A 20,086-nucleotide genomic window follows, 5' to 3' on the forward strand; every position below is an offset into this window, starting at 1 on the left:
CACTCCCGACCGCCGACCACACCTGATGGGTGGTGGTACGTCCGGGTCCCCGGCCCCCGCCGGAGGTGCCGCCGGCCCTTCTCAGGGCTGGGCGGATTCTGCGTATGTACGTTTTCTTACGTCGCGCGAAGAACTGCGTAGTGCAGGTCGGTCGGCGTGCGTCAGCCCTGGCGCTGCTTGTGGCGCAGGTTGTCGCAGATGACCATGACCCGACCGTGACGGCGGATCACCTTGCACTTGTCGCAGATCTTCTTGACGCTCGGCTTGACCTTCATGTTGGTGAGGTTCTCCGGGTCAGTGCCACCACCCGCACCGGGACGTGCGCCCAGGCAGGAGTGAGGACAAGATCTACTTGTATCGGTAGACGATCCGGCCACGCGTCAGGTCGTACGGAGACAGCTCCACAACGACCCGGTCATCCGGGAGGATGCGGATGTAGTGCATACGCATCTTGCCGCTGATGTGCGCGAGGACCTTGTGACCGTTCTGCAGTTCCACCTTGAACATCGCGTTCGGGAGGGACTCGATCACGGTGCCCTCGATTTCGATGGCACCTTGCTTCTTGGCCACGCTTCGCCCTTCGAATCGGCTACCTTGATCAGCTCCCTGCCTCACATGCGGACATGCGGGTGCAAAGGAGCCGACGAGTCAGTCTACGTCAGGGCACCCAGAAAGACGAATCCGGAAAGTTTGCCCCACAGACTAGATCATTAAGCGAGCGGGTCCGGCGCCGTCGTCACGCCGTACTCCGCCAGCTTCGCCTTGCCGCAGTCCGGGCTGGTCAGGACGATGGGGCCCGCCTCCGTCAGGGCGATGGAGTGCTCCCAGTGCGAGGACCAGGTCCCGTCCGTGGTGATGACCGTCCAGTCGTCCGCCAGGACCTCCGTCTGGGGGGTGCCCAGCGACACCATCGGCTCGATCGCCAGGCAGACGCCCGGGACCAGCTTGATGCCCTTGCCCCGCTTGCGCGAGACGTAGTTCAGCAGGTGGGGGTCCATGTGCATCTCGGACCCGATGCCGTGGCCGCCGTAGTCCTCGATGATCCCGTACTTGCCGGTCGCGGGCCGCGGCTGGCGGCGGATGTAGCCCTCGATCGCCTTCGAGATGTCCACGAGGCGGTTGCCCAGCTTCATGGCGGCGATGCCGGCCCACATGGACTCCTCGGTCACCCGGGAGAGCTCGAGGAGCTCCGGGGCGTGACCGGTGCCCACGAAGGCCGTGTACGCGGCGTCGCCGTGCCAGCCGTCGACGATCGCGCCGGCGTCGATCGAGATGACGTCGCCGTCCTTGAGGACCGTCTTGTCGTCCGGGATGCCGTGGACGACGACCTCGTTCACCGAGGTGCAGATCGTCGCGGGGAAGCCGCCGTAGCCGAGGAAGTTCGACTTCGCCCCGGCATCCGCGATGACCTTGCGGGCCACCATGTCCAGATCCCGCGTCGTGGCGCCCGGCACGGCCGCCTCACGGGTCGCCGCGTGGATCGCGGCGACGACCAGCCCTGCCTCGCGCATCTTCGCGATCTGCTCGGGGGTCTTGATCTGGACCATGGGTAGTGCCTTCCACCTTCGGACTTCGGATCTGCGTTGTTCAGGTCGTCTCAACAGTACGGCCGCGGGGTCCAGGGGACACCGCGGCCGTACTGCTCACAGCAGGGGTACTACTTCTTGAGGGCGTCCATCGCGCGCTGCGTGACGTCCGCGACCTCGCCGAGGGCCGGGATGGTCACCAGCAGGCCCTGGGCCTTGTAGTAGTCGATGATCGGCTCGGTCTGCGTGTGGTAGACCTCGAGCCGGTTGCGGACCGTGGCCTCGGAGTCGTCGTCGCGCTGGTACAGCTCGCCACCGCAGGCGTCGCAGACGCCCGCGATCTTCGGCGCCGCGTACACGACGTGGAAGACGTGCGCGGAGTCGTTGCGGCAGATCCGGCGGCCGGCGATGCGCTTGACCACCTCGTCCTCCTCGACCTCGAGGTCGAGGACGGCGTCGAGCTTCATGCCCGCCGTCTGCAGCATCTCGTCCAGCGCCTCGGCCTGCGAGACGTTGCGCGGGAAGCCGTCCAGCAGGAAGCCGTTCACGGCGTCCGGCTGCTCCATCCGGTCCTTGGCCATGCCGATGGTGATCTCGTCGGGGACGAGGTCACCGGCGTCCATGAACGCCTTCGCACGCTGGCCGAGCTCGGTGTTCTGGCTGATGTTGGCGCGGAAGAGGTCGCCCGTGGAGATGTGCGGGATCGACAGGTTCTTCGCAAGGAACGCGGCCTGCGTTCCCTTGCCCGCACCGGGCGGTCCGACGAGGACGATTCGCATCAGCGGAGGAACCCTTCGTAATTGCGCTGCTGGAGCTGGCTCTCGATCTGCTTCACGGTTTCCAGACCCACACCCACGATGATGAGGATGCTCGTCCCGCCGAACGGGAAGTTCTGGTTCGCTCCGAAGCCGGCCAACGCCATCGTCGGCACAAGAGCGATGAGACCCAGGTACAGCGACCCCGGCCAGGTGATCCGGTTGAGCACGTAGCTCAGGTACTCGGCGGTGGGTCGACCGGCACGGATACCCGGGATGAACCCACCATACTTCTTCATGTTGTCTGCAACTTCCTCGGGGTTGAACGAAATCGCCACGTAGAAGAACGCGAAGAAGACGATCAGGAGGAAGTAGGCGGCGATGTAGTACGGGTGGTCGCCCTTGACGAAGTGCTTCTGGATCCAGGTGGCCCAGCCGGCCTTCGAACCACTGAACTGCACGATCAGCGCCGGGATGTACAGCAGCGACGAGGCGAAGATGACCGGGATGACACCGGCCTGGTTCACCTTGAGCGGGATGTACGTCGAGGTGCCCCCGTACGCACGGCGGCCGATCATGCGCTTCGCGTACTGGACCGGAATCCGTCGCTGCGCCTGCTCGACGAAGACCACCAGGGCGACCATGGCCAGGCCGACGAGGATGACCACGCCGAACTCGACCCAGCCGTCGGCGATCTTGCCCTGGAGCTTGATCTGCCACAGGGCGCCCATGAAGCCGGCGGCGATGGAGATGAACATCAGGATCGACATGCCGTTGCCGATGCCGCGGTCCGTCACGAGCTCACCGAGCCACATGACGACGCAGGTACCCGCGGTCATGGTGATGACCATGACGATGGTGGTGAAGATCGACCGGTTCGGGACGATCTGGCTGGCGACCTGGCAGCCCTGGAACAGGGCACCAGTGCGGGCAGTGGCGACGAGGCCGGTGCCCTGCAGGATCGCGAGTGCGACCGTCAGATAGCGCGTGTACTGAGTGATCTTCGCCGTGCCGGACTGACCCTCTTTTTTGAGGTTCTCCAGCTTCGGGATGACCACGGTCAGCAGCTGCAGGATGATGCTCGCCGTGATGTACGGCATGATGCCGAGCGCGAAGATCGTGATCTGCAGCAGCGCACCGCCGCTGAACATGTTGACGAGACCGAAGAGGCTGTTGCTGCTTCCGGCCTGGTCGACACAGATCTGAACGTTCTTGTAGCTCACGCCGGGTACCGGGATGTGGGACCCGAGCCGGAACAGCACGATGATGCCGAGCGTGAAGAGCAGCTTCTTGCGCAGGTCGGGCGTCTTGAACGCCCGGGCGAACGCGGTGAGCACGGTGCCTCCTGCGACCCCCGCGCTACTGCGTCAGAGGTGACGGTCTGAGGGATCGGTGAATACGTACAAGCAAAGGTGCAGGCCACCTTACCGGCGACTGCGCCCCCCGTGGAACGACCAACCGGGGATGCCCCATATGTGAGGCATCCCCGGTCGGGTTTCTAGCTATTTGTCACAAGAGTTCGTCTTAGACGAGCTCGGTGACGGTGCCGCCGGCAGCGGCAATCTTCTCCTTGGCGGAGGCGGAAACGGCGTCAACCGAAACCGTCAGCGCCACGGAGATCTCGCCCTGGCCCAGGACCTTGACGAGGCTGTTCTTGCGAACCGCGCCCTTGGCGACCAGGTCGGCCACCGTGACCTCTCCACCCTCGGGGTAGAGAGCGCCGAGCTTGTCCAGGTTGACCACCTGGAACTCGGTGCGGAACGGGTTCTTGAAGCCCTTGAGCTTCGGCAGGCGCATGTGGAGGGGCATCTGCCCACCCTCGAAGCGCTGCGGGATCTGGTAACGGGCCTTCTGGCCCTTCGTACCACGACCGGCCGTCTTACCCTTCGACGCCTCACCACGACCGACACGGGTCTTCGCGGTCTTGGCGCCGGGGGCGGGACGGAGGTTGTGGGCCTTCAGCGGGCTGTTCTCAGCCATGATTAGTCAACCTCCTCAACCGTCACGAGGTGGCGGACGGTGTGAACCATTCCGCGGAACTCGGGGCGGTCCTCCTTGACGACGACGTCGTTCAGGCGCTTGAGCCCGAGCGAACGCAGCGTGTCGCGGTGGTTCTGCTTGCTGCCGATGTACGACTTCGTCTGCGTGATCTTGAGGCGAGCCATTACGCACCCGCCCCAGCACGCGCACGGAGCAGAGCCGCGGGGGCGACGTCCTCGAGGGGCAGACCACGGCGAGCCGCGATCTCCTCGGGACGCTGCAGGCCCTGGAGGGCCGCCACGGTCGCGTGCACGATGTTGATCGCGTTGTCGGAGCCGAGCGACTTCGACAGGATGTCGTGAACGCCGGCGCACTCCAGAACGGCGCGCACCGGGCCACCGGCGATAACACCGGTACCGGGGGAAGCAGGCTTCAGCAGGACAACGCCGGCCGCCTTCTCGCCCTGGATCGGGTGCGGGATGGTGCCCTGGATGCGCGGAACCTTGAAGAAGTTCTTCTTGGCTTCCTCGACACCCTTGGCGATGGCCGCGGGAACTTCCTTGGCCTTGCCGTAACCGACACCTACAGTGCCGTCACCGTCGCCCACCACGACCAGCGCGGTGAAGCTGAAGCGGCGACCACCCTTGACAACCTTGGCGACGCGGTTGATCGCGACAACGCGCTCAACGTAAGCGGTCTTCTCGGCGGCAGGGCCACCGTCGCGACCCTTCCGGTCCCGCCGCTCGCCGCCACCGGCACCGCTTCCGCGGCGCTGGGGTCCAGCCATTGGATTACCTCTCTCTGTTACGTCCGTGAGTCCCGGAACCGGGGCTTAGAACTTCAGCCCGGCTTCGCGGGCGGCGTCAGCCAGAGCGGCAATGCGCCCGGCGTATCGGTTGCCACCGCGGTCGAACACGACGGTCTCGACACCCGCGGCCTTGGCACGCTCGGCGACGAGCGCGCCGACAGCCTGGGCCTGCGAGCTCTTGTCGCCTTCGCCACCGCGGATCGAAGCGTCCAGGGTCGACGCGGACGCCAGGGTGTGACCCTGGAGGTCGTCGATGACCTGAGCAACGATGTTGCGGTTGGAACGCGTCACGACGAGGCGCGGACGCTCCGCCGTACCCGAGACGTTCTTGCGGATGCGGATGTGGCGGCGAGCCTTGGCAGCGCGCTTGTACGCGTCGCCCTTGGCGATCTTCACACCGTATGCCATGGCTACTTACCAGCCTTTCCGACCTTGCGGCGGATGACTTCGCCGGCGTACTTGACACCCTTGGCCTTGTACGGGTCGGGCTTCCGCAGCTTGCGGATGTTGGCGGCGACCTCGCCGACCTTCTGCTTGTCGATGCCCTCGACCGTGAACTTGGTGGGCGACTCGACCTTGAAGGAGATGCCCTCGGGCGCCTCGATCAGGATCGGGTGGCTGTAACCAAGCTGGAACTCCAGAGCGGAGCCCTTCGCGGCGACGCGGTAACCGACACCGCTGATCTCGAGAGCCTTGACGTATCCCGTGGTCACGCCGGTGATCATGTTCGCCACCAGCGTGCGGGACAGGCCGTGCAGGGCCTTGTTCTGACGCTCGTCGTTGGGGCGGGTGACGTTCAGAACGCCGTCCTCACCCTTGACGATCTCGATCGGCGCGGCGACGGTGTGCGAGAGGAGACCCTTGGGGCCCTTCACCGCGACCGTGCGGCCATCGATGGTGACGTCCACACCGGCGGGAACCTGGATGGGGAGCTTGCCGATTCGCGACATTGCTTTTCCTCCGTTCCCGACTACCAGACGTAGGCGAGGACTTCCCCACCTACGCCCTTCTTGCCTGCCTGCTGGCCGGTGAGGAGACCGTGGGACGTGGAGATGATCGCCACGCCCAGGCCGCCGAGCACCTTCGGCAGGTTGGTGGACTTCGCGTACACGCGCAGACCGGGCTTCGAGATCCGCTTGATGCCCGCGATGGAGCGCTCACGGTTCGGCCCGAACTTCAGCTCGAGGACGAGGTTCTTGCCGACCTCGGCGTCCTCGACCTTCCAGCCGGTGATGAAACCCTCCTGCTTGAGGATCTCTGCGATGTGCGACTTGATCTTGCTGTGCGGCATCACGACGGTGTCGTGGTACGCCGAGTTAGCGTTACGCAGACGCGTGAGCATGTCTGCGATCGGGTCAGTCATGGTCATGAAGTGGCCTTCGGCCTCTCTCGCCGGGGTTTCCTGTATGCGCCATCCCTCTCCCCACTCAGTGGCGGGACGGGTGCGGTGCGGGGACCTACGGCGTAGTAAGTCGTTATGGGCGGCGGACGCCCAACCACACAAGCCTAAGGCATGCGCGGCCGGGCACCCACCGTCCAGATGCTTACCGAGAGTGCCTGGTACTCCCCAAGTCCTTGCGGACGAGGGTGATTTACCAGGAGCTCTTGGTCACGCCCGGCAGCTCGCCACGGTGAGCCATCTCACGAAGGCACACGCGGCACAGGCCGAACTTGCGGTACACGGAGTGGGGACGACCGCAGCGCTGGCAGCGGGTGTACGCACGCACACCGAACTTGGGCTTGCGGGCAGCCTTCGCGATGAGAGCCTTCTTCGCCATCTCGCTTACGCCTCCTTGAAGGGGAAGCCGAGGTGACGAAGGAGCGCGCGGCCCTCAGCGTCGTTGGTCGCCGTGGTGACCACGGTGATGTCCATACCCCGGGTACGGTCGATCTTGTCCTGGTCGATCTCGTGGAACATGACCTGCTCCGTGAGACCGAAGGTGTAGTTGCCACGGCCGTCGAACTGCTTCGGCGACAGACCACGGAAGTCACGGATACGCGGCAGCGCGAGCGACAGCGTACGGTCCAGGAACTCCCACATGCGGTCACCACGGAGGGTGACGTGGCAGCCGATCGGCTGACCCTCGCGCAGCTTGAACTGCGCGATGGACTTGCGGGCCTTCGTGACGGCCGGCTTCTGACCGGTGATCGTCGTCAGGTCGCGGATGGCGCCGTCGATCAGCTTGGAGTCGCGGGCGGCGTCGCCCACACCCATGTTGACCACGATCTTCACGAGGCCGGGGATCTGCATGACGTTCTCGTACGAGAACTCCTCACGCAGCTTGCCCGCGATGTCCTCGCGGTACTTCGTCTTGAGACGCGGAGTGGTAGCCATCAGATGTCCTCACCCGTCCGCTTGGCAACGCGGATCTTGTTGCCCTCGTCGTCGAAGCGGAAACCGACGCGGGTAACGACCTTCTGGCCGTCCTTCTCCACAACCAGCTGAACGTTGCTGACGTGGATCGGGGCCTCGGTGATCACGATGCCACCGGCCTGCGAACCACCAGCGGTCTGACCGGCCTTGGTGTGCTTCTTGACCCGGTTGACACCCTCGACGAGGACGCGGTTCTCAGCGGGGATGGCCTGGATGACCTTGCCCTGCTTGCCCTTGTCCTTACCGGTGATGACCTGGACCAGGTCGCCCTTCTTGATCTTCATGCTTACAGCACCTCCGGCGCGAGCGAGATGATCTTCATGAACTTCTTCTCGCGCAGCTCACGGCCCACGGGGCCGAAGATACGGGTGCCACGAGGGTCGCCGTCGTTCTTGAGAATGACAGCGGCGTTCTCGTCGAAGCGGATGTACGAGCCGTCCTGGCGGCGGCGCTCCTTGACGGTGCGAACGATGACCGCCTTGACGACGTCACCCTTCTTCACGTTGCCACCGGGGATCGCATCCTTGACGGTGGCGACGATGACGTCACCGATGCCCGCGTAGCGGCGACCGGAACCACCGAGAACACGGATGCAAAGGATCTCCTTGGCACCAGTGTTGTCGGCGACACGCAGTCGCGACTCCTGCTGGATCACGTCTATCTCCTGATTTGTCTGCCGGTTCCCGGCGGGGGTCCGCTAAACGAACAGCGGAACCCCACCGAGCCTGGCGGAACTGACCTGAGGGAAACCCCTCAGGTGATTACTTGGCCTTCTCGAGGATCTCGACGATGCGCCAGCGCTTGCTCGCCGACAGCGGACGCGTCTCCATGATGAGGACGCGGTCGCCGACGCCGGCAGCGTTCTGCTCGTCGTGAGCCTTGAGCTTGTTCGTACGGCGGATGACCTTGCCGTACAGCGCGTGCTTCACACGGTCCTCGACGGCGACGACGACGGTCTTGTCCATCTTGTCGCTGACGACGAGACCCTCACGGGTCTTGCGGAAACCGCGCTCGTTCGTCTCAGTCACGTTCTTCTCGCTCATCAGGCGCTCTCCACCGTCTCGATACCGAGCTCACGCTCGTGCATCAGGGTGTAGATGCGAGCGATGTCCTTACGGACGGACTTGAGCCGGCCGTTGTTCTCCAGCTGACCCGTGGCCGCCTGGAAGCGGAGCTTGAACAGCTCCTCCTTGGCCTCGCGCAGCTTGCCAACGAGCTCCTCGTTGCCGAGCTCACGCAGCTCGGACGCCTTGGTTCCCGTCGCCATCACGACTCACCTGCCTCGCGCCGAACAATCCGGCACTTCATCGGAAGCTTGTGAGCAGCGCGGGTGAGCGCCTCACGAGCAATCTTCTCGTTCGGGTAGGACAGCTCGAACATGACCCGGCCCGGGTGCACGTTCGCGATCCACCACTCGGGAGAACCCTTACCGGAACCCATGCGGGTTTCGGCCGGCTTCTTCGTCAGCGGACGGTCCGGGTAGATGTTGATCCAGACCTTGCCGCCACGCTTGATGTGGCGGGTCATCGCGATACGAGCCGCCTCGATCTGGCGGTTCGTCACGTAGGCGGGGGTGAGCGCCTGGATGCCGTACTCGCCGAACGAGACCTCAGTACCGCCCTTGGCCATACCGCGGCGCTTCGGGTGGTGCTGCTTGCGGTGCTTGACCCTACGAGGGATCAGCATGTCGGTCAGGCCTCCGTTCCGGTGCTCTCGGCCGGAGCGGCGGCGGGAGCGTCGGCCTTGGGGGCCTCGGCACCAGCAGCCTGCTGCGGCTTGCGGCCACCACGGCCGCCGCGCTCGCCACCACGGCCACCACGGCCGGCGGGACGGTCGCCAGCGCCTGCACCACGGGCCGGGCGGTTACCCGCACGGGCCGCAGCGTTCTCGGCGCGAACCTCGGCGATGTTCTTGACGTCGCCCTTGTAGATCCAGACCTTCACACCGATACGGCCGAAGGTGGTCTTGGCCTCGAAGAAGCCGTAGTCCACGTTCGCGCGCAGCGTGTGCAGCGGCACACGACCCTCGCGGTAGAACTCGGAGCGGGACATCTCGGCGCCGCCGAGACGGCCGCCACACTGGATCTTGATGCCCTTGGCGCCGGCCTTCATCGTGCCCTGCATGCTCTTACGCATGGCGCGACGGAAGGAGACGCGGGAGGAGAGCTGCTCGGCAACGGCCTGGGCAACCAGCTGAGCGTCGAGCTCGGGGTTCTTGACCTCGAGGATGTTCAGCTGGACCTGCTTGCCCGTGAGCTTCTCGAGGTCACCGCGGATGCGGTCGGCCTCGGCGCCACGGCGGCCGATGACGATGCCCGGACGAGCGGTGTGGATGTCCACACGCACGCGGTCACGGGTGCGCTCGATCTCAACCTTCGAGATGCCGGCGCGCTCCATGCCGGACGTCATCATCCGACGGATGGCGACGTCTTCCTTGACGTAGTCCTTGTACAGCTTGTCGGCGTACCAACGCGACTTGAAGTCGGTGGTGATGCCGAGCCGGAACCCGTGCGGGTTTACCTTCTGGCCCATTACCGGGAACCTTCCTTGCTGCTGACGACCACGGTGATGTGGCTGGTCCGCTTGCGGATCCGGTAGGCACGGCCCTGCGCACGCGGACGGAACCGCTTCAGGGTCGGGCCCTCGTCCACGTACGCCTCGCTGATGACCAGCGTGGAGGCGTCCGGGTGGTTGTAGTTGTGTGCGGCGTTGGCAATGGCGCTGTCAAGCACCTTGCCGACCGGCACGCTCGCGGCCTGCGGGGCGAAACGCAGGACCGCCTGAGCCTCCGTGGCATCCATGCCACGGATAAGGTCCACCACGCGGCGGGCCTTCATGGGCGTGACGCGGATGTACCGCGCCTGGGCCCTGGCTTCCATGGTTGTCCCTTCGGTGTAAGTCATAGTCGTTACCACCCCGCCTTTAGCGGCGCTTCGACTTCCGGTCGTCCTTGACGTGGCCGCGGAAGGTGCGAGTCGGCGAGAACTCGCCGAGCTTGTGGCCGACCATCGACTCGGTGACGAACACCGGGACGTGGGTCTTGCCGTTGTGCACCGCGATGGTGTGACCCAGCATGGCCGGGATGATCATCGAGCGACGGGACCAGGTCTTGATGACGTTCTTGGTACCAGCTTCGTTCTGAGCGTCCACCTTCTTAACGAGGTGTCCGTCGACGAAGGGTCCCTTCTTGAGACTGCGCGGCATCTAAACCCGCTCCTAGCGCTTCTTGTTCGTCTTGCGGCGGCGGACGATGTACTTGCTCGAAGCCTTCTTCGGCGAGCGAGTACGACCCTCCTTCTGACCCCACGGGGAGACCGGGTGGCGACCACCGCTGGTCTTGCCCTCACCACCACCGTGCGGGTGGTCAACCGGGTTCATCGCGACACCGCGGACGGAGGGGCGAACGCCCTTCCAGCGCATGCGGCCGGCCTTGCCCCAGTTGATGTTCGACTGCTCGGCGTTGCCGACCTCGCCGACCGTCGCGCGGCAGCGCGCGTCGACCAGGCGGATCTCACCGGACGGCATACGAAGGTGGGCCATCGTGCCCTCCTTCGCCAGCAGCTGCACGGAGGCACCCGCGGAACGGGCGAACTTGGCGCCACCACCGGGACGGAGCTCGATCGCGTGGATCGTGGTACCGACCGGGATGTTGCGGAGGGCCAGGTTGTTGCCCGGCTTGATGTCGGCCGTGGGGCCGTTCTCAATCCGGTCGCCCTGGCTCAGACCGCGAGGAGCGATGATGTAGCGCTTCTCGCCGTCCGCGTAGTGCAGGAGCGCGATGCGCGCAGTGCGGTTGGGGTCGTACTCGATGTGCGCGACCTTGGCCGGCACGCCGTCCTTGTCGTGACGACGGAAGTCGATCACGCGGTAGGCGCGCTTGTGTCCACCACCCTGGTGGCGAACGGTGATCCGACCGGTGTTGTTACGGCCGCCCTTGCTGTGCAGGGGGCGAACCAGCGACTTCTCCGGCGTGGACCGCGTGATCTCGACAAAGTCGGCGACGCTGGAGCCACGACGGCCCGGGGTCGTCGGCTTGTACTTGCGGATACCCATTTCTCAGTCCTCGTCCGATTCCGGACGACTAGACCTCCGTTAGGAGGCCTGGCCGCCGAAGATGTCGATTCGGTCGCCCTCAGCGAGGGTCACGATGGCGCGCTTGGTGTCAGCGCGCTTGCCGAAACCGGTCTTGGTGCGCTTGCGCTTACCCTGACGGTTGATCGTGTTGACCCCGGTGACCTTGACCCCGAAGACCGCTTCCACGGCCTGCTTGATCTGGGTCTTGTTGGAGCCGGGCGCGACGATGAACGTGTACTTGTTCTCGTCCAGCAGCGCGTAGCTCTTCTCCGACACAACCGGCTTGATCAGCAGGTCACGCGGGTCGGTGAAGGTCTTGCTGGTAACGGTCGCCTCAGACATCAGGCGTCGCTCCCTTCGGTCTCATCGGCCTTGGGGCCAGACACGAAGGACTCGAGCGCGGCCTGGGTGAAGACCACGTCGTCAGAGACGATCACGTCGTACGTGTTCAGCTGGCCCGGCTCCAGGATGTGAACCTGGGGCAGGTTGCGGGCGGACAGCCACGCGGCCTCGTCGGCACGCTCGACGACCAGGAGCAGGTTCTTGCGCTCCGAGATCTTGCCGAACAGCGTCTTGGCGGCCTTCGTGGAGACGGCACCCTCGACCACGCCGGTGACGACGTGGATGCGGGAGTGACGCGCACGGTCCGAGAGGGCACCGCGGAGGGCGGCGACCTTCATCTTCTTGGGGGTCCGCTGCGAGTAGTCACGCGGCTGCGGGCCGTGGACGACGCCACCGCCGGCGAACTGCGGAGCGCGGGTCGAACCCTGACGGGCGCGGCCGGTGCCCTTCTGGCGGTACGGCTTGCGGCCACCACCACGGACTTCGCCACGGGTCTTCGTCTTGTGCGTGCCCTGACGGGCAGCAGCCAGCTGTGCGACGACGACCTGGTGGATCAGCGGAACGCTGGTCTTCGCGTCGAAGATCTCCGCGGGGAGCTCGACGGTACCGGCCTTGTCGCCTGCCGGCGAAAGGATGTCAATGGTGCTCATTAACCTCAAGCCCCCTTGGCCGCGGTACGGACCAGGACGAGGCCGCCGTTCGGACCGGGGACTGCGCCCTTGATGAGGAGCAGACCCTTCTCCGCGTCTACCGCGTGGATGGTCAGGTTCTGGGTGGTGACGCGCTCGTTGCCCATACGACCAGCCATGCGCATGCCCTTGAAGACACGCCCAGGGGTGGCGCAGCCACCGATCGAACCGGGGGAGCGGTGCTTGCGCTGCACACCGTGACCGGCGCCGAGGCCCCGGAAGTTGTGCCGCTTCATGACACCGGCGAAGCCCTTGCCCTTGCTGTTGCCCGTGACGTCAACCTTGACGCCGGACTCGAACACCTGGGCGGTGATCTCCTGGCCGAGCGTGTACTCGCTGGCGTCGGAGGTGCGGAGCTCCACCAGGTGGCGGCGCGGGGTCACGTCGGCCTTGGCGAAGTGGCCCTTGAGGGGCTTGTTCACCTTGCGAGGGTCGATCTCGCCGAAGGCGATCTGGACCGACTCGTAGCCGTCGATGTCATTCGTACGGACCTGGGTAACGACGCAGGGCCCGGCCTTGACGACGGTCACCGGGACGACACGGTTGTTCTCGTCCCAGACCTGGGTCATGCCGAGCTTCTCGCCCAGGACGCCCTTGATCTGCTTTGCCATCTTCTCGACGCCTCTCAGAGCTTGATCTCGATGTCAACGCCGGCCGGAAGGTCCAGGCGCATCAGCGAGTCAACGGTCTTGGGCGTCGGGTCGAGGATGTCGATCAGGCGCTTGTGCGTGCGCATCTCGAAGTGCTCGCGCGAGTCCTTGTACTTGTGCGGCGACTTGATGACGCAGTACACGTTCTTCTCAGTGGGCAGCGGCACCGGGCCTGCGACCGACGCACCAGTGCGGGTCACCGTCTCGACGATCTTCTTCGCCGAGGAGTCGATGACCTCGTGGTCGTAGGCCTTGAGCCGGATGCGGATCTTCTGTCCCGCCATGGCTACTCCGTAGTCCTGTCTGTTGTGGAAACGCTCTGGCTCTCGGTCGGCTGTGGATCTCTCCACCGCTTCTCTCCGACCCACGCGGTCGGGCGTGTCGCACTCCCTCCAAGAAAATTCCCATACGGAAATTCCCTCGTCCAAGGGGGTGCGGTCCCAGGACCGCGGTTCGGGGGAGAAACACCCACCGAGCGCCTGGCAGACACCGTGCTGACGCTTCCCAGAAGATTCCCGTACGTCCGCCCCATTGCTGCCCCGAGAGGCAGATGAAGGCGACGAGTACTGTGGGACTCGCTTCCGGTCCTCCCGGCGGGAGGCGCGCAGCATCGGCACTCAGCCGAGCAACTTGAGTAGTCTGCCATACAAGACACGTACTGCGCCAATCGGGCCGAAGAGAATACCCCTCCACGGTGATCGGTCAAACCGTGCCGGGCAGTGGGGTTGCCCGGGCGCCCCTTGGGATCCGCCCGGGCCCGCCCATAGGCCGCGAAAAGGTTTCTGCGGCCTCCCGCTCAGGTGCGCGAGACGGTGCCGCAGCCCTCCGGCCCGCCGGTCTCCAGGCTCTTGCTGCGGTCGTACGGGTCCACGGGTGTCCCGGAGGGCGTGGGCCCGGTCGGCGTGTCCTCGTCGAAGACGGGGTGCAGGTATCCGTCGTAGACGTCGCAGGCGCTGTTGGCGAGGTCGACGTTGAACTTCTCGAGCCAGATCCTGCCGGCGGTGGCCTGCCACTTGCGCGGGTCGGCGATCGAGAAGGTGATCTCGCGCCGCACGACGGTGCGCTCCACCTGCTCGGCGCCCGGCTTCGCCTTCACGAACGGGTAGACGAAGGTGTAGTCGGCCAGCACGTTGGCCTGGCCAGCCTCCTTGCCGGGCTCCACCCACATCCGGCCGCGAACCTTGACCACGTCGCCCACGGGCTTCAGCTCGGCCGGCTTGACCCGGCTGAACAGGTGCAGCGGGTCGCTGTCCTTCGTCGGAGCCGTCAGCGACTCCTCCACGCGGCTCAGCTGGTCCTCGAGCTTGGGGTCGAGCAGCGCCAGCGCCGCCGCGGGCCGCTCCCCGCGCAGGGTCGCCGGGTCCAGGTTCGCCGCGACCAGGAACTGCTTGGCCTTCGACAGCGCGTCGGCGACCTGCTCCTTGCTCATCCCGCCGACGGCCTCGGCCACGGGGACCTCGATCCCGGCCGCCCCGTCGGCCCACTGCAGGGCCGGGGACCCCTTGAAGGGCTCCTTGAGGGTGGGCCGGTCCGGGTAGAGGGCGGAGGGCGGGGCGCTGGGCCGGGCGGTCTCGGCGGGCAGCGGCTCTCGCGCCCTGTCGTCCTGTGCGGCCTTGCCGGTGACCCGGTCGATGACCAGCTCCGGGCGGACGGCGATCAGCGCGAGGGCGGCTATGAAGACGATCGCCCCCGCGGCCTTGAGGCGCCGCTTGCCCCTCCCCCGCCCCTGCATCTCCTGCCAGGCCGGACCGGTGCGCCAGCCGGGCGGCTCGGCGGACTCGCGCTGCAGCCGCGCGGCGACCAGGCGCGCGCGGGCGGACGGCTCCCGGGGGGCCTGGCCCGCGCCCGTCTGGGCCTCCTCCATGAACCGGCCCCACTCCTCGTCGGAGACCGCCGGTCTGTCGTCGTTGTCGTTCCCCGTGCCCATGCCCCACCCCTGGTTCCGATCAAGGCCGAAAAGCCCTGCACCTTGCGATGCGGAGCCTCTCACGTGCGACGATGCCGTGATCAATCGGGGCGCCGGATCACGCCGTCACGCTCAGGGACCGGCTTGGGAACGCTCCACCAGGTCGGCGAAGGCCGGGCGCTTGATCGCCTCGGCGAGCTGCTCCTGCCAGCCGGGCAGCGGCTCCAGCCCCGCGTCCGCCCAGTGGTCGTGGGCGAGGACGCTGAACGCCGGGCGCGCGGCCGGGCGTACGAACGCGGCGGAGGTGGTCGGCCGGATCCGCTCCGGGTCGAGCCCGCTCAGCCGGTAGGTCTCGCGGGCGAGCCCCATCCAGGTGGTCCGGCCGCTCGCGGTGCCGTGGTAGATCCCTCCCATGGCATGGCCCTTCAGCGCGGCCAGGCCGAGCTCGACCAGGTGGCGGGCCAGCGCGCGGGACCAGGTGGGCTGGCCGTGCTGGTCGTCGACCACGTCGAGGGTGTCCCGCTGGGCGGCCAGCTTCAGCATGGTGGCGACGAAGTTCGGCCCGTGCTCGCCGTACAGCCAGGCGGTCCGCACGATGTAGCCGTCCTGCGGCAACAGTTCGGCGACGGCCTGCTCGCCGAGCAGCTTGCTGCGTCCGTACGCGTTGAGCGGGCCGGTGGCAGCGTCCTCGCGGTACGGCTCCGAGGCGTCCCCGGGCAGCACGTAGTCGGTGGAGACGTGCAGCAGGCGCACATGGGCGGCGGCGCATGCCTCGGCGAGGATGCGTACGCCCGTGCCGTTGACGGCGGTGGCGGCTTCCTCGGCGGTCTCGGCGCCGTCCACGTCGGTCCAGGCGGCGCAGTTGACGACCACGGTGACGCCCTGGACCGCGGCCCGGACGGCGGCGGGGTCGGTGATGTCGAGGTCTGCGCGGCCAAGGCCCACGGCCTCGATCCCGGAGGACTTCAGGGCGGTCAGGACGTCCCGGCCGAGCATCCCGGCGGCGCCGGTGACGAGCCAGCGGCCGGCCGGCGGGTCGGTCCTCACTTCTGCAGGGCCGCCTTCGCCTTCAGCGGCTCCCACCAGGCGCGGTTCTCGCGGTACCACGCGACCGTGGCGGCGATGCCGTCCTCGAAGGTGACCTGCGGGGCGTAGCCCAGCTCCGCGCCGATCTTGCCGATGTCGATGGAGTAGCGAAGGTCGTGGCCCTTGCGGTCCTCGACCTGCTCGACCATGTCCCAGCCCAGGCCGGCCGCTTCGAGCAGCACGCCGGTGAGCTCCTTGTTGGTGAGCTCGGTGCCGCCGCCGATGTTGTACACCTCGCCGGCGCGGCCCCGCTGCATCACCAGGGCGATGCCGCGGCAGTGGTCGGAGACGTGCAGCCAGTCGCGGACGTTGCCGCCGCTGCCGTACAGCGGGACCTTCCTGCCGTCCATCAGGTTCGAGACGAACAGCGGGATGACCTTCTCCGGGAACTGGTAGTGCCCGTAGTTGTTGGAGCAGCGCGTGACCACGACGTCCATGCCGTGCGTACGGGCGTAGGCCAGGGCCAGCAGGTCGGACGAGGCCTTGGAGGCGGAGTACGGGGAGTTCGGGGCCAGCGGCCACTCCTCGGTCCAGGAGCCCTGGCTGATCGAGCCGTACACCTCGTCGGTGGAGATGTGGACGAAGCGGCCGACCCGGTGCTTGCGGGCTGCGTCCAGCAGCACCTGCGTACCCACGACGTTGGTCATCACGAACGGGCCGGCACCGGCGATCGAACGGTCCACGTGGGACTCGGCGGCGAAGTGCACGACGACGTCGTGCCCGGGCATCACCTGGTCGACGGCCTCTGCGTCGCAGATGTCGCCCCTGACGAACGTGTAACCGCGGTGGTCCGCGACCGGGTCGAGGTTGGCCTCGACACCGGAGTACGTCAGCTTGTCGAAGACCGTGATCTGGGCCGATGCGTCCGCACCGAGCTGCTGGCGGACGAATTCCGAACCGATGAATCCGGCGCCGCCGGTCACGAGGATGCGCATGGTGCGAAGGGTAACCGCTCGAACACACCGGCCGGGCTGAATCACGGCGTCCGCCCGCGCTGTCGCCCTAGGGTTCTGCCATGCGTGGAATTCTCTTAGCAGGTGGCACCGGATCCCGACTCTGGCCGCTGACCCGGGCCGTCTCGAAGCAGCTGCTCCCCGTCTTCGACAAGCCGATGATCTACTACCCGCTCTCCACCCTGGTCATGGCCGGAATCAGCGAGATTCTCGTCATCACCACGCCGGAGGACCGTGATCAGTTCGAGCGACTGCTCGGCAACGGCTCCCAGTTCGGCATCCGGCTGGAGTACGCGGTCCAGGAGCGCCCCGAGGGCATCGCCCAGGCGTTCGTGCTCGGCGCCGACTTCATCGGTGACGAGTCCGTCGCCCTGATCCTCGGCGACAACATCTTCCACGGCAGCGGATTGGGCACCCGCCTGGCGGAGCACACCGACACCAAGGGCGGCCGGGTCTTCGCCTACCCGGTGGCGGACCCAACGGCGTACGGCGTGGTCGAGTTCGACGAGGACGGCCAGGCCATCTCCATCGAGGAGAAGCCGGTCAGGCCCAAGTCCCGCTACGCGGTGCCCGGTCTGTACTTCTACGACAACCGCGTCGTCGAGATCGCCCGCAACCTGGAGCCCAGCGCGCGCGGTGAGCTGGAGATCACCGCGGTCAACGACGTGTACCTGCAAGCCGGTGACCTGCACGTCACCGTCCTCGACCGCGGTACCGCCTGGCTGGACACCGGGACCTTCGTCTCCATGGTCCAGGCCTCGGAGTTCGTCCGCGTGATCGAGGAGCGCCAGGGCCTCAAGATCGGCTGCGTCGAGGAGGCGGCGTGGCGGGCCGGCCTCATCGGTTCCGCGCAGCTGCGCGAGCTGGCCCGGCCACTGCTCAAGAGCGGTTACGGCGACTACCTGATCAGCCTGCTCGACGAGGAGTCCTCCCGGTGAAGTTCCGCCAGCTCTTGATGGAGGGTGCCTACGAGATCACCCCGCAGCTGCACGGCGACCCGCGCGGCCTGTTCACCGAGTGGTACCGCTTCGACGAGCTGTCCGAGGTCGTCGGGCACCCGCTGAACCTGGCGCAGGCGAACCTCTCGGTGTCCTCGCGCGGCGTGGTCCGCGGCATCCACTTCGCCGACGTGCCGCGCGGCCAGGCCAAGTACGTGACCTGCGTACGGGGTGCCGTGCTCGACGTCATCGTGGACCTGCGGGTCGGTTCCCCGACCTTCGGCCGCTGGGAGGGCGTCCGGCTCGATGACGTGGACCGGCGCGCGGTCTACGTCCCGGAGGGCATGGGCCACGGGTTCTGCGCGCTGAGCGACGACGCCACGCTTTCGTACCTCTGTTCGGAGACGTACAACCCGGCCGGCGAGCACGCGGTCCACCCGCTCGATGCGGATCTGGGCATCGAGTGGCCGGCCGACGTCCCTCTGCTGTCCGCGCGCGACGAGGCCGCGCCCGCGCTCGCCGAGGCGATCGCGTCGGGCCTGCTCCCGGACCACGCCGTCTGCAAGGAATTCACCGAGTCGCTGCGCGTGACCGGCTGACGGCTCCCCACGGACGACGAAGGGCCCCTCCCCCGCCGCCGAAGCGGAAGGGAAGGGGCCCTCCTGTCAAACATGGTGCCCGCTCGCGCGAGCTACCAGGTCAGAACCCGAATTACTTCGAGATCTTGGTGACCTGGCCGGCGCCCACGGTACGACCACCCTCACGGATGGCGAACTTCAGGCCCTCCTCCATGGCGACCGGCTGGATCAGCGCGACCGTCATCTCGGTGTTGTCGCCCGGCATGACCATCTCCGTGCCGGCCGGCAGGGTGACGACACCCGTGACGTCCGTGGTACGGAAGTAGAACTGCGGGCGGTAGTTGTTGAAGAACGGGGTGTGACGGCCACCCTCGTCCTTCGACAGGATGTAGGCCTGGGCCTCGAACTCGGTGTGCGGCGTGACCGAACCGGGCTTGATGATGACCTGGCCGCGCTCGACGTCCTCGCGCTTGATGCCACGGAGGAGCAGACCGACGTTCTCACCGGCCTGGCCCTCGTCGAGCAGCTTGCGGAACATCTCAATACCGGTGACCGTGGTGGTGGTCTTCTCTTCCTTGATACCGATGATGTCGACGGTCTCGTTGACCTTCAGGACACCACGCTCGATACGGCCGGTGACGACCGTACCGCGACCGGTGATCGTGAAGACGTCCTCGACGGGCATGAGGAACGGCTTCTCGGTGTCACGCGGCGGGGTCGGGATGGCCTCGTCGACGGCGGACATGAGGCCGAGGAGCTTCTCGCCCCACTCCTTGTCGCCCTCGAGGGCCTTCAGCGCGGAGACGCGGACGACCGGCAGGTCGTCGCCCGGGAACTCGTACTCGGAGAGCAGCTCACGGACCTCGAGCTCGACGAGCTCCAGGATCTCCTCGTCGTCCACCATGTCGGCCTTGTTCAGGGCGACGACGATGTAGGGGACGCCGACCTGGCGGGCCAGGAGCACGTGCTCCTTGGTCTGCGGCATCGGGCCGTCGGTGGCGGCGACCACGAGGATCGCGCCGTCCATCTGCGCGGCACCGGTGATCATGTTCTTGATGTAGTCAGCGTGACCCGGGCAGTCGACGTGGGCGTAGTGACGCGCCTCGGTCTGGTACTCGACGTGCGCGATGGAGATGGTGATACCGCGCTGGCGCTCCTCAGGAGCCTTGTCGATCTGGTCGAAGGCCGAGGCCTCGTTCAGGTCCGGGTACGCGTCGTGCAGCACCTTGGTAATGGCGGCCGTGAGGGTCGTCTTACCGTGGTCAATGTGACCGATGGTGCCGATGTTGACGTGCGGCTTAGTCCGCTCGAACTTCGCCTTCGCCACGGGGTCCTCCTGGAGAGTGGTTCTGTACGCCTTACTCATCGGCGCCAGGTGATCTTTGCTGGAAAGCCGGCCCCTCCGGGGCAACGGAGGGTTACTCCTGT

General features: G+C 66.6%; 32 protein-coding genes. 2 read left to right on the plus strand and 30 right to left on the minus strand.

The genetic code is table 11. The features are described from left to right. Window positions 1–161: 161 nt before the first annotated feature. From rpmJ to rfbB, 29 genes are all read right to left on the minus strand, one after another. Window positions 162–275 (minus strand): 50S ribosomal protein L36, encoded by a 114-nt coding sequence (rpmJ, locus tag ACZ49B_RS07390; protein ID WP_003956441.1) that lies wholly within the window; start codon window positions 273–275, stop codon window positions 162–164. Between the two features lie 73 nt (window positions 276–348). Then, a complete protein-coding gene (infA, locus tag ACZ49B_RS07395; RefSeq protein ID WP_003956442.1) occupies window positions 349–570 on the minus strand; it encodes a translation initiation factor IF-1 in 222 nt (73 codons plus the stop codon). A gap of 140 nt (window positions 571–710) precedes the next feature. Then, on the minus strand, window positions 711–1,547 hold the full coding sequence (gene map, locus ACZ49B_RS07400; RefSeq protein ID WP_468301461.1) for a type I methionyl aminopeptidase: 837 nt from the start codon (window positions 1,545–1,547) through the stop codon (window positions 711–713). 110 nt (window positions 1,548–1,657) lie between these two features. Further along, a complete protein-coding gene (locus ACZ49B_RS07405; protein ID WP_468301464.1) occupies window positions 1,658–2,305 on the minus strand; it encodes an adenylate kinase in 648 nt (215 codons plus the stop codon). Then, the gene (gene secY / locus ACZ49B_RS07410; protein WP_468301467.1) at window positions 2,305–3,618 is read right to left on the minus strand and encodes a preprotein translocase subunit SecY; all 1,314 of its coding nucleotides are present in this window, start codon (window positions 3,616–3,618) and stop codon (window positions 2,305–2,307) included. Before secY ends, ACZ49B_RS07405 begins: the two co-directional genes overlap by 1 nt. 187 nt (window positions 3,619–3,805) lie before the next feature. Continuing rightward, window positions 3,806–4,261, minus strand: coding sequence for a 50S ribosomal protein L15 (gene rplO, locus ACZ49B_RS07415; RefSeq protein WP_030154704.1), 456 nt, complete (start codon window positions 4,259–4,261; stop codon window positions 3,806–3,808). A gap of 2 nt (window positions 4,262–4,263) precedes the next feature. After that, window positions 4,264–4,446 (minus strand): 50S ribosomal protein L30, encoded by a 183-nt coding sequence (gene rpmD / locus ACZ49B_RS07420; RefSeq protein WP_005313525.1) that lies wholly within the window; start codon window positions 4,444–4,446, stop codon window positions 4,264–4,266. After that, window positions 4,446–5,048: a 30S ribosomal protein S5 gene (rpsE, locus tag ACZ49B_RS07425; RefSeq protein WP_030388857.1), complete on the minus strand. Its 603-nt coding sequence runs from the start codon at window positions 5,046–5,048 to the stop codon at window positions 4,446–4,448. The genes rpmD and rpsE overlap by 1 nt, the downstream gene beginning before the upstream one ends. A gap of 45 nt (window positions 5,049–5,093) precedes the next feature. After that, the gene (rplR, locus tag ACZ49B_RS07430; protein ID WP_030008471.1) at window positions 5,094–5,477 is read right to left on the minus strand and encodes a 50S ribosomal protein L18; all 384 of its coding nucleotides are present in this window, start codon (window positions 5,475–5,477) and stop codon (window positions 5,094–5,096) included. A 2-nt stretch (window positions 5,478–5,479) separates the two neighbouring features. Beyond that, window positions 5,480–6,019 carry a 50S ribosomal protein L6 gene (gene rplF, locus ACZ49B_RS07435; protein WP_030298217.1) on the minus strand — a complete coding sequence of 180 codons (540 nt, stop codon included), beginning with the start codon at window positions 6,017–6,019 and terminating at the stop codon, window positions 5,480–5,482. A gap of 20 nt (window positions 6,020–6,039) precedes the next feature. Continuing rightward, the gene (gene rpsH / locus ACZ49B_RS07440) at window positions 6,040–6,438 is read right to left on the minus strand and encodes a 30S ribosomal protein S8 (protein ID WP_007265911.1); all 399 of its coding nucleotides are present in this window, start codon (window positions 6,436–6,438) and stop codon (window positions 6,040–6,042) included. A gap of 223 nt (window positions 6,439–6,661) precedes the next feature. Then, the gene (locus tag ACZ49B_RS07445) at window positions 6,662–6,847 is read right to left on the minus strand and encodes a type Z 30S ribosomal protein S14 (protein WP_003956452.1); all 186 of its coding nucleotides are present in this window, start codon (window positions 6,845–6,847) and stop codon (window positions 6,662–6,664) included. A 5-nt stretch (window positions 6,848–6,852) separates the two neighbouring features. Continuing rightward, window positions 6,853–7,404 carry a 50S ribosomal protein L5 gene (gene rplE / locus ACZ49B_RS07450; RefSeq protein WP_030154702.1) on the minus strand — a complete coding sequence of 184 codons (552 nt, stop codon included), beginning with the start codon at window positions 7,402–7,404 and terminating at the stop codon, window positions 6,853–6,855. Then, window positions 7,404–7,727 (minus strand): 50S ribosomal protein L24, encoded by a 324-nt coding sequence (rplX, locus tag ACZ49B_RS07455; protein ID WP_054222530.1) that lies wholly within the window; start codon window positions 7,725–7,727, stop codon window positions 7,404–7,406. The genes rplE and rplX overlap by 1 nt, the downstream gene beginning before the upstream one ends. Before the next feature lie 2 nt (window positions 7,728–7,729). Beyond that, complete coding sequence (gene rplN / locus ACZ49B_RS07460) at window positions 7,730–8,098, minus strand: 50S ribosomal protein L14 (protein WP_003956455.1); 369 nt, start codon at window positions 8,096–8,098, stop codon at window positions 7,730–7,732. Between the two features lie 106 nt (window positions 8,099–8,204). Then, a complete protein-coding gene (gene rpsQ / locus ACZ49B_RS07465) occupies window positions 8,205–8,486 on the minus strand; it encodes a 30S ribosomal protein S17 (protein ID WP_030026328.1) in 282 nt (93 codons plus the stop codon). Next, the gene (rpmC, locus tag ACZ49B_RS07470) at window positions 8,486–8,710 is read right to left on the minus strand and encodes a 50S ribosomal protein L29 (protein ID WP_008739703.1); all 225 of its coding nucleotides are present in this window, start codon (window positions 8,708–8,710) and stop codon (window positions 8,486–8,488) included. The genes rpsQ and rpmC overlap by 1 nt, the downstream gene beginning before the upstream one ends. Then, window positions 8,710–9,129, minus strand: coding sequence for a 50S ribosomal protein L16 (rplP, locus tag ACZ49B_RS07475; protein ID WP_030026326.1), 420 nt, complete (start codon window positions 9,127–9,129; stop codon window positions 8,710–8,712). Before rplP ends, rpmC begins: the two co-directional genes overlap by 1 nt. A 5-nt stretch (window positions 9,130–9,134) precedes the next feature. Continuing rightward, window positions 9,135–9,974 (minus strand): 30S ribosomal protein S3, encoded by an 840-nt coding sequence (gene rpsC / locus ACZ49B_RS07480; protein ID WP_007265905.1) that lies wholly within the window; start codon window positions 9,972–9,974, stop codon window positions 9,135–9,137. Beyond that, entirely contained in the window at window positions 9,974–10,321 is a 348-nt protein-coding gene (gene rplV / locus ACZ49B_RS07485) for a 50S ribosomal protein L22 (RefSeq protein WP_007265904.1), read from the minus strand. Before rplV ends, rpsC begins: the two co-directional genes overlap by 1 nt. 43 nt (window positions 10,322–10,364) lie before the next feature. Further along, window positions 10,365–10,646, minus strand: a complete 282-nt coding sequence (gene rpsS / locus ACZ49B_RS07490; RefSeq protein WP_030154697.1) for a 30S ribosomal protein S19 — start codon at window positions 10,644–10,646, stop codon at window positions 10,365–10,367. 12 nt (window positions 10,647–10,658) lie between these two features. After that, window positions 10,659–11,495 carry a 50S ribosomal protein L2 gene (gene rplB / locus ACZ49B_RS07495; protein ID WP_030298213.1) on the minus strand — a complete coding sequence of 279 codons (837 nt, stop codon included), beginning with the start codon at window positions 11,493–11,495 and terminating at the stop codon, window positions 10,659–10,661. 39 nt (window positions 11,496–11,534) lie between these two features. Continuing rightward, a complete protein-coding gene (gene rplW, locus ACZ49B_RS07500; RefSeq protein ID WP_030154694.1) occupies window positions 11,535–11,858 on the minus strand; it encodes a 50S ribosomal protein L23 in 324 nt (107 codons plus the stop codon). Then, complete coding sequence (gene rplD, locus ACZ49B_RS07505) at window positions 11,858–12,508, minus strand: 50S ribosomal protein L4 (RefSeq protein WP_030298210.1); 651 nt, start codon at window positions 12,506–12,508, stop codon at window positions 11,858–11,860. Before rplD ends, rplW begins: the two co-directional genes overlap by 1 nt. Before the next feature lie 5 nt (window positions 12,509–12,513). Further along, window positions 12,514–13,158, minus strand: a complete 645-nt coding sequence (gene rplC, locus ACZ49B_RS07510; RefSeq protein ID WP_008739720.1) for a 50S ribosomal protein L3 — start codon at window positions 13,156–13,158, stop codon at window positions 12,514–12,516. Between the two features lie 14 nt (window positions 13,159–13,172). Then, window positions 13,173–13,481 carry a 30S ribosomal protein S10 gene (rpsJ, locus tag ACZ49B_RS07515; RefSeq protein WP_003948644.1) on the minus strand — a complete coding sequence of 103 codons (309 nt, stop codon included), beginning with the start codon at window positions 13,479–13,481 and terminating at the stop codon, window positions 13,173–13,175. Between the two features lie 512 nt (window positions 13,482–13,993). Beyond that, on the minus strand, window positions 13,994–15,124 hold the full coding sequence (locus tag ACZ49B_RS07520; RefSeq protein WP_468301473.1) for a hypothetical protein: 1,131 nt from the start codon (window positions 15,122–15,124) through the stop codon (window positions 13,994–13,996). Between the two features lie 111 nt (window positions 15,125–15,235). Next, window positions 15,236–16,150: a dTDP-4-dehydrorhamnose reductase gene (rfbD, locus tag ACZ49B_RS07525; RefSeq protein ID WP_468301476.1), complete on the minus strand. Its 915-nt coding sequence runs from the start codon at window positions 16,148–16,150 to the stop codon at window positions 15,236–15,238. Next, window positions 16,147–17,124, minus strand: coding sequence for a dTDP-glucose 4,6-dehydratase (rfbB, locus tag ACZ49B_RS07530; protein WP_468301479.1), 978 nt, complete (start codon window positions 17,122–17,124; stop codon window positions 16,147–16,149). Before rfbB ends, rfbD begins: the two co-directional genes overlap by 4 nt. An 80-nt stretch (window positions 17,125–17,204) precedes the next feature. Between rfbB and rfbA the strand changes: the two genes are divergently transcribed. Together rfbA and rfbC are read left to right on the plus strand one after the other, a co-directional pair. Continuing rightward, window positions 17,205–18,080, plus strand: a complete 876-nt coding sequence (gene rfbA / locus ACZ49B_RS07535) for a glucose-1-phosphate thymidylyltransferase RfbA (RefSeq protein WP_468301482.1) — start codon at window positions 17,205–17,207, stop codon at window positions 18,078–18,080. Between the two features lie 17 nt (window positions 18,081–18,097). Beyond that, on the plus strand, window positions 18,098–18,679 hold the full coding sequence (rfbC, locus tag ACZ49B_RS07540; RefSeq protein WP_468301588.1) for a dTDP-4-dehydrorhamnose 3,5-epimerase: 582 nt from the start codon (window positions 18,098–18,100) through the stop codon (window positions 18,677–18,679). A gap of 112 nt (window positions 18,680–18,791) precedes the next feature. On the opposite strand, the gene tuf is transcribed toward rfbC, so the two are convergent. Next, window positions 18,792–19,985 carry an elongation factor Tu gene (gene tuf / locus ACZ49B_RS07545; protein WP_136229671.1) on the minus strand — a complete coding sequence of 398 codons (1,194 nt, stop codon included), beginning with the start codon at window positions 19,983–19,985 and terminating at the stop codon, window positions 18,792–18,794. Between the last annotated feature and the right edge of the window lie 101 nt (window positions 19,986–20,086).

This window comes from Streptomyces sp. NPDC031132 (assembly GCF_055570595.1).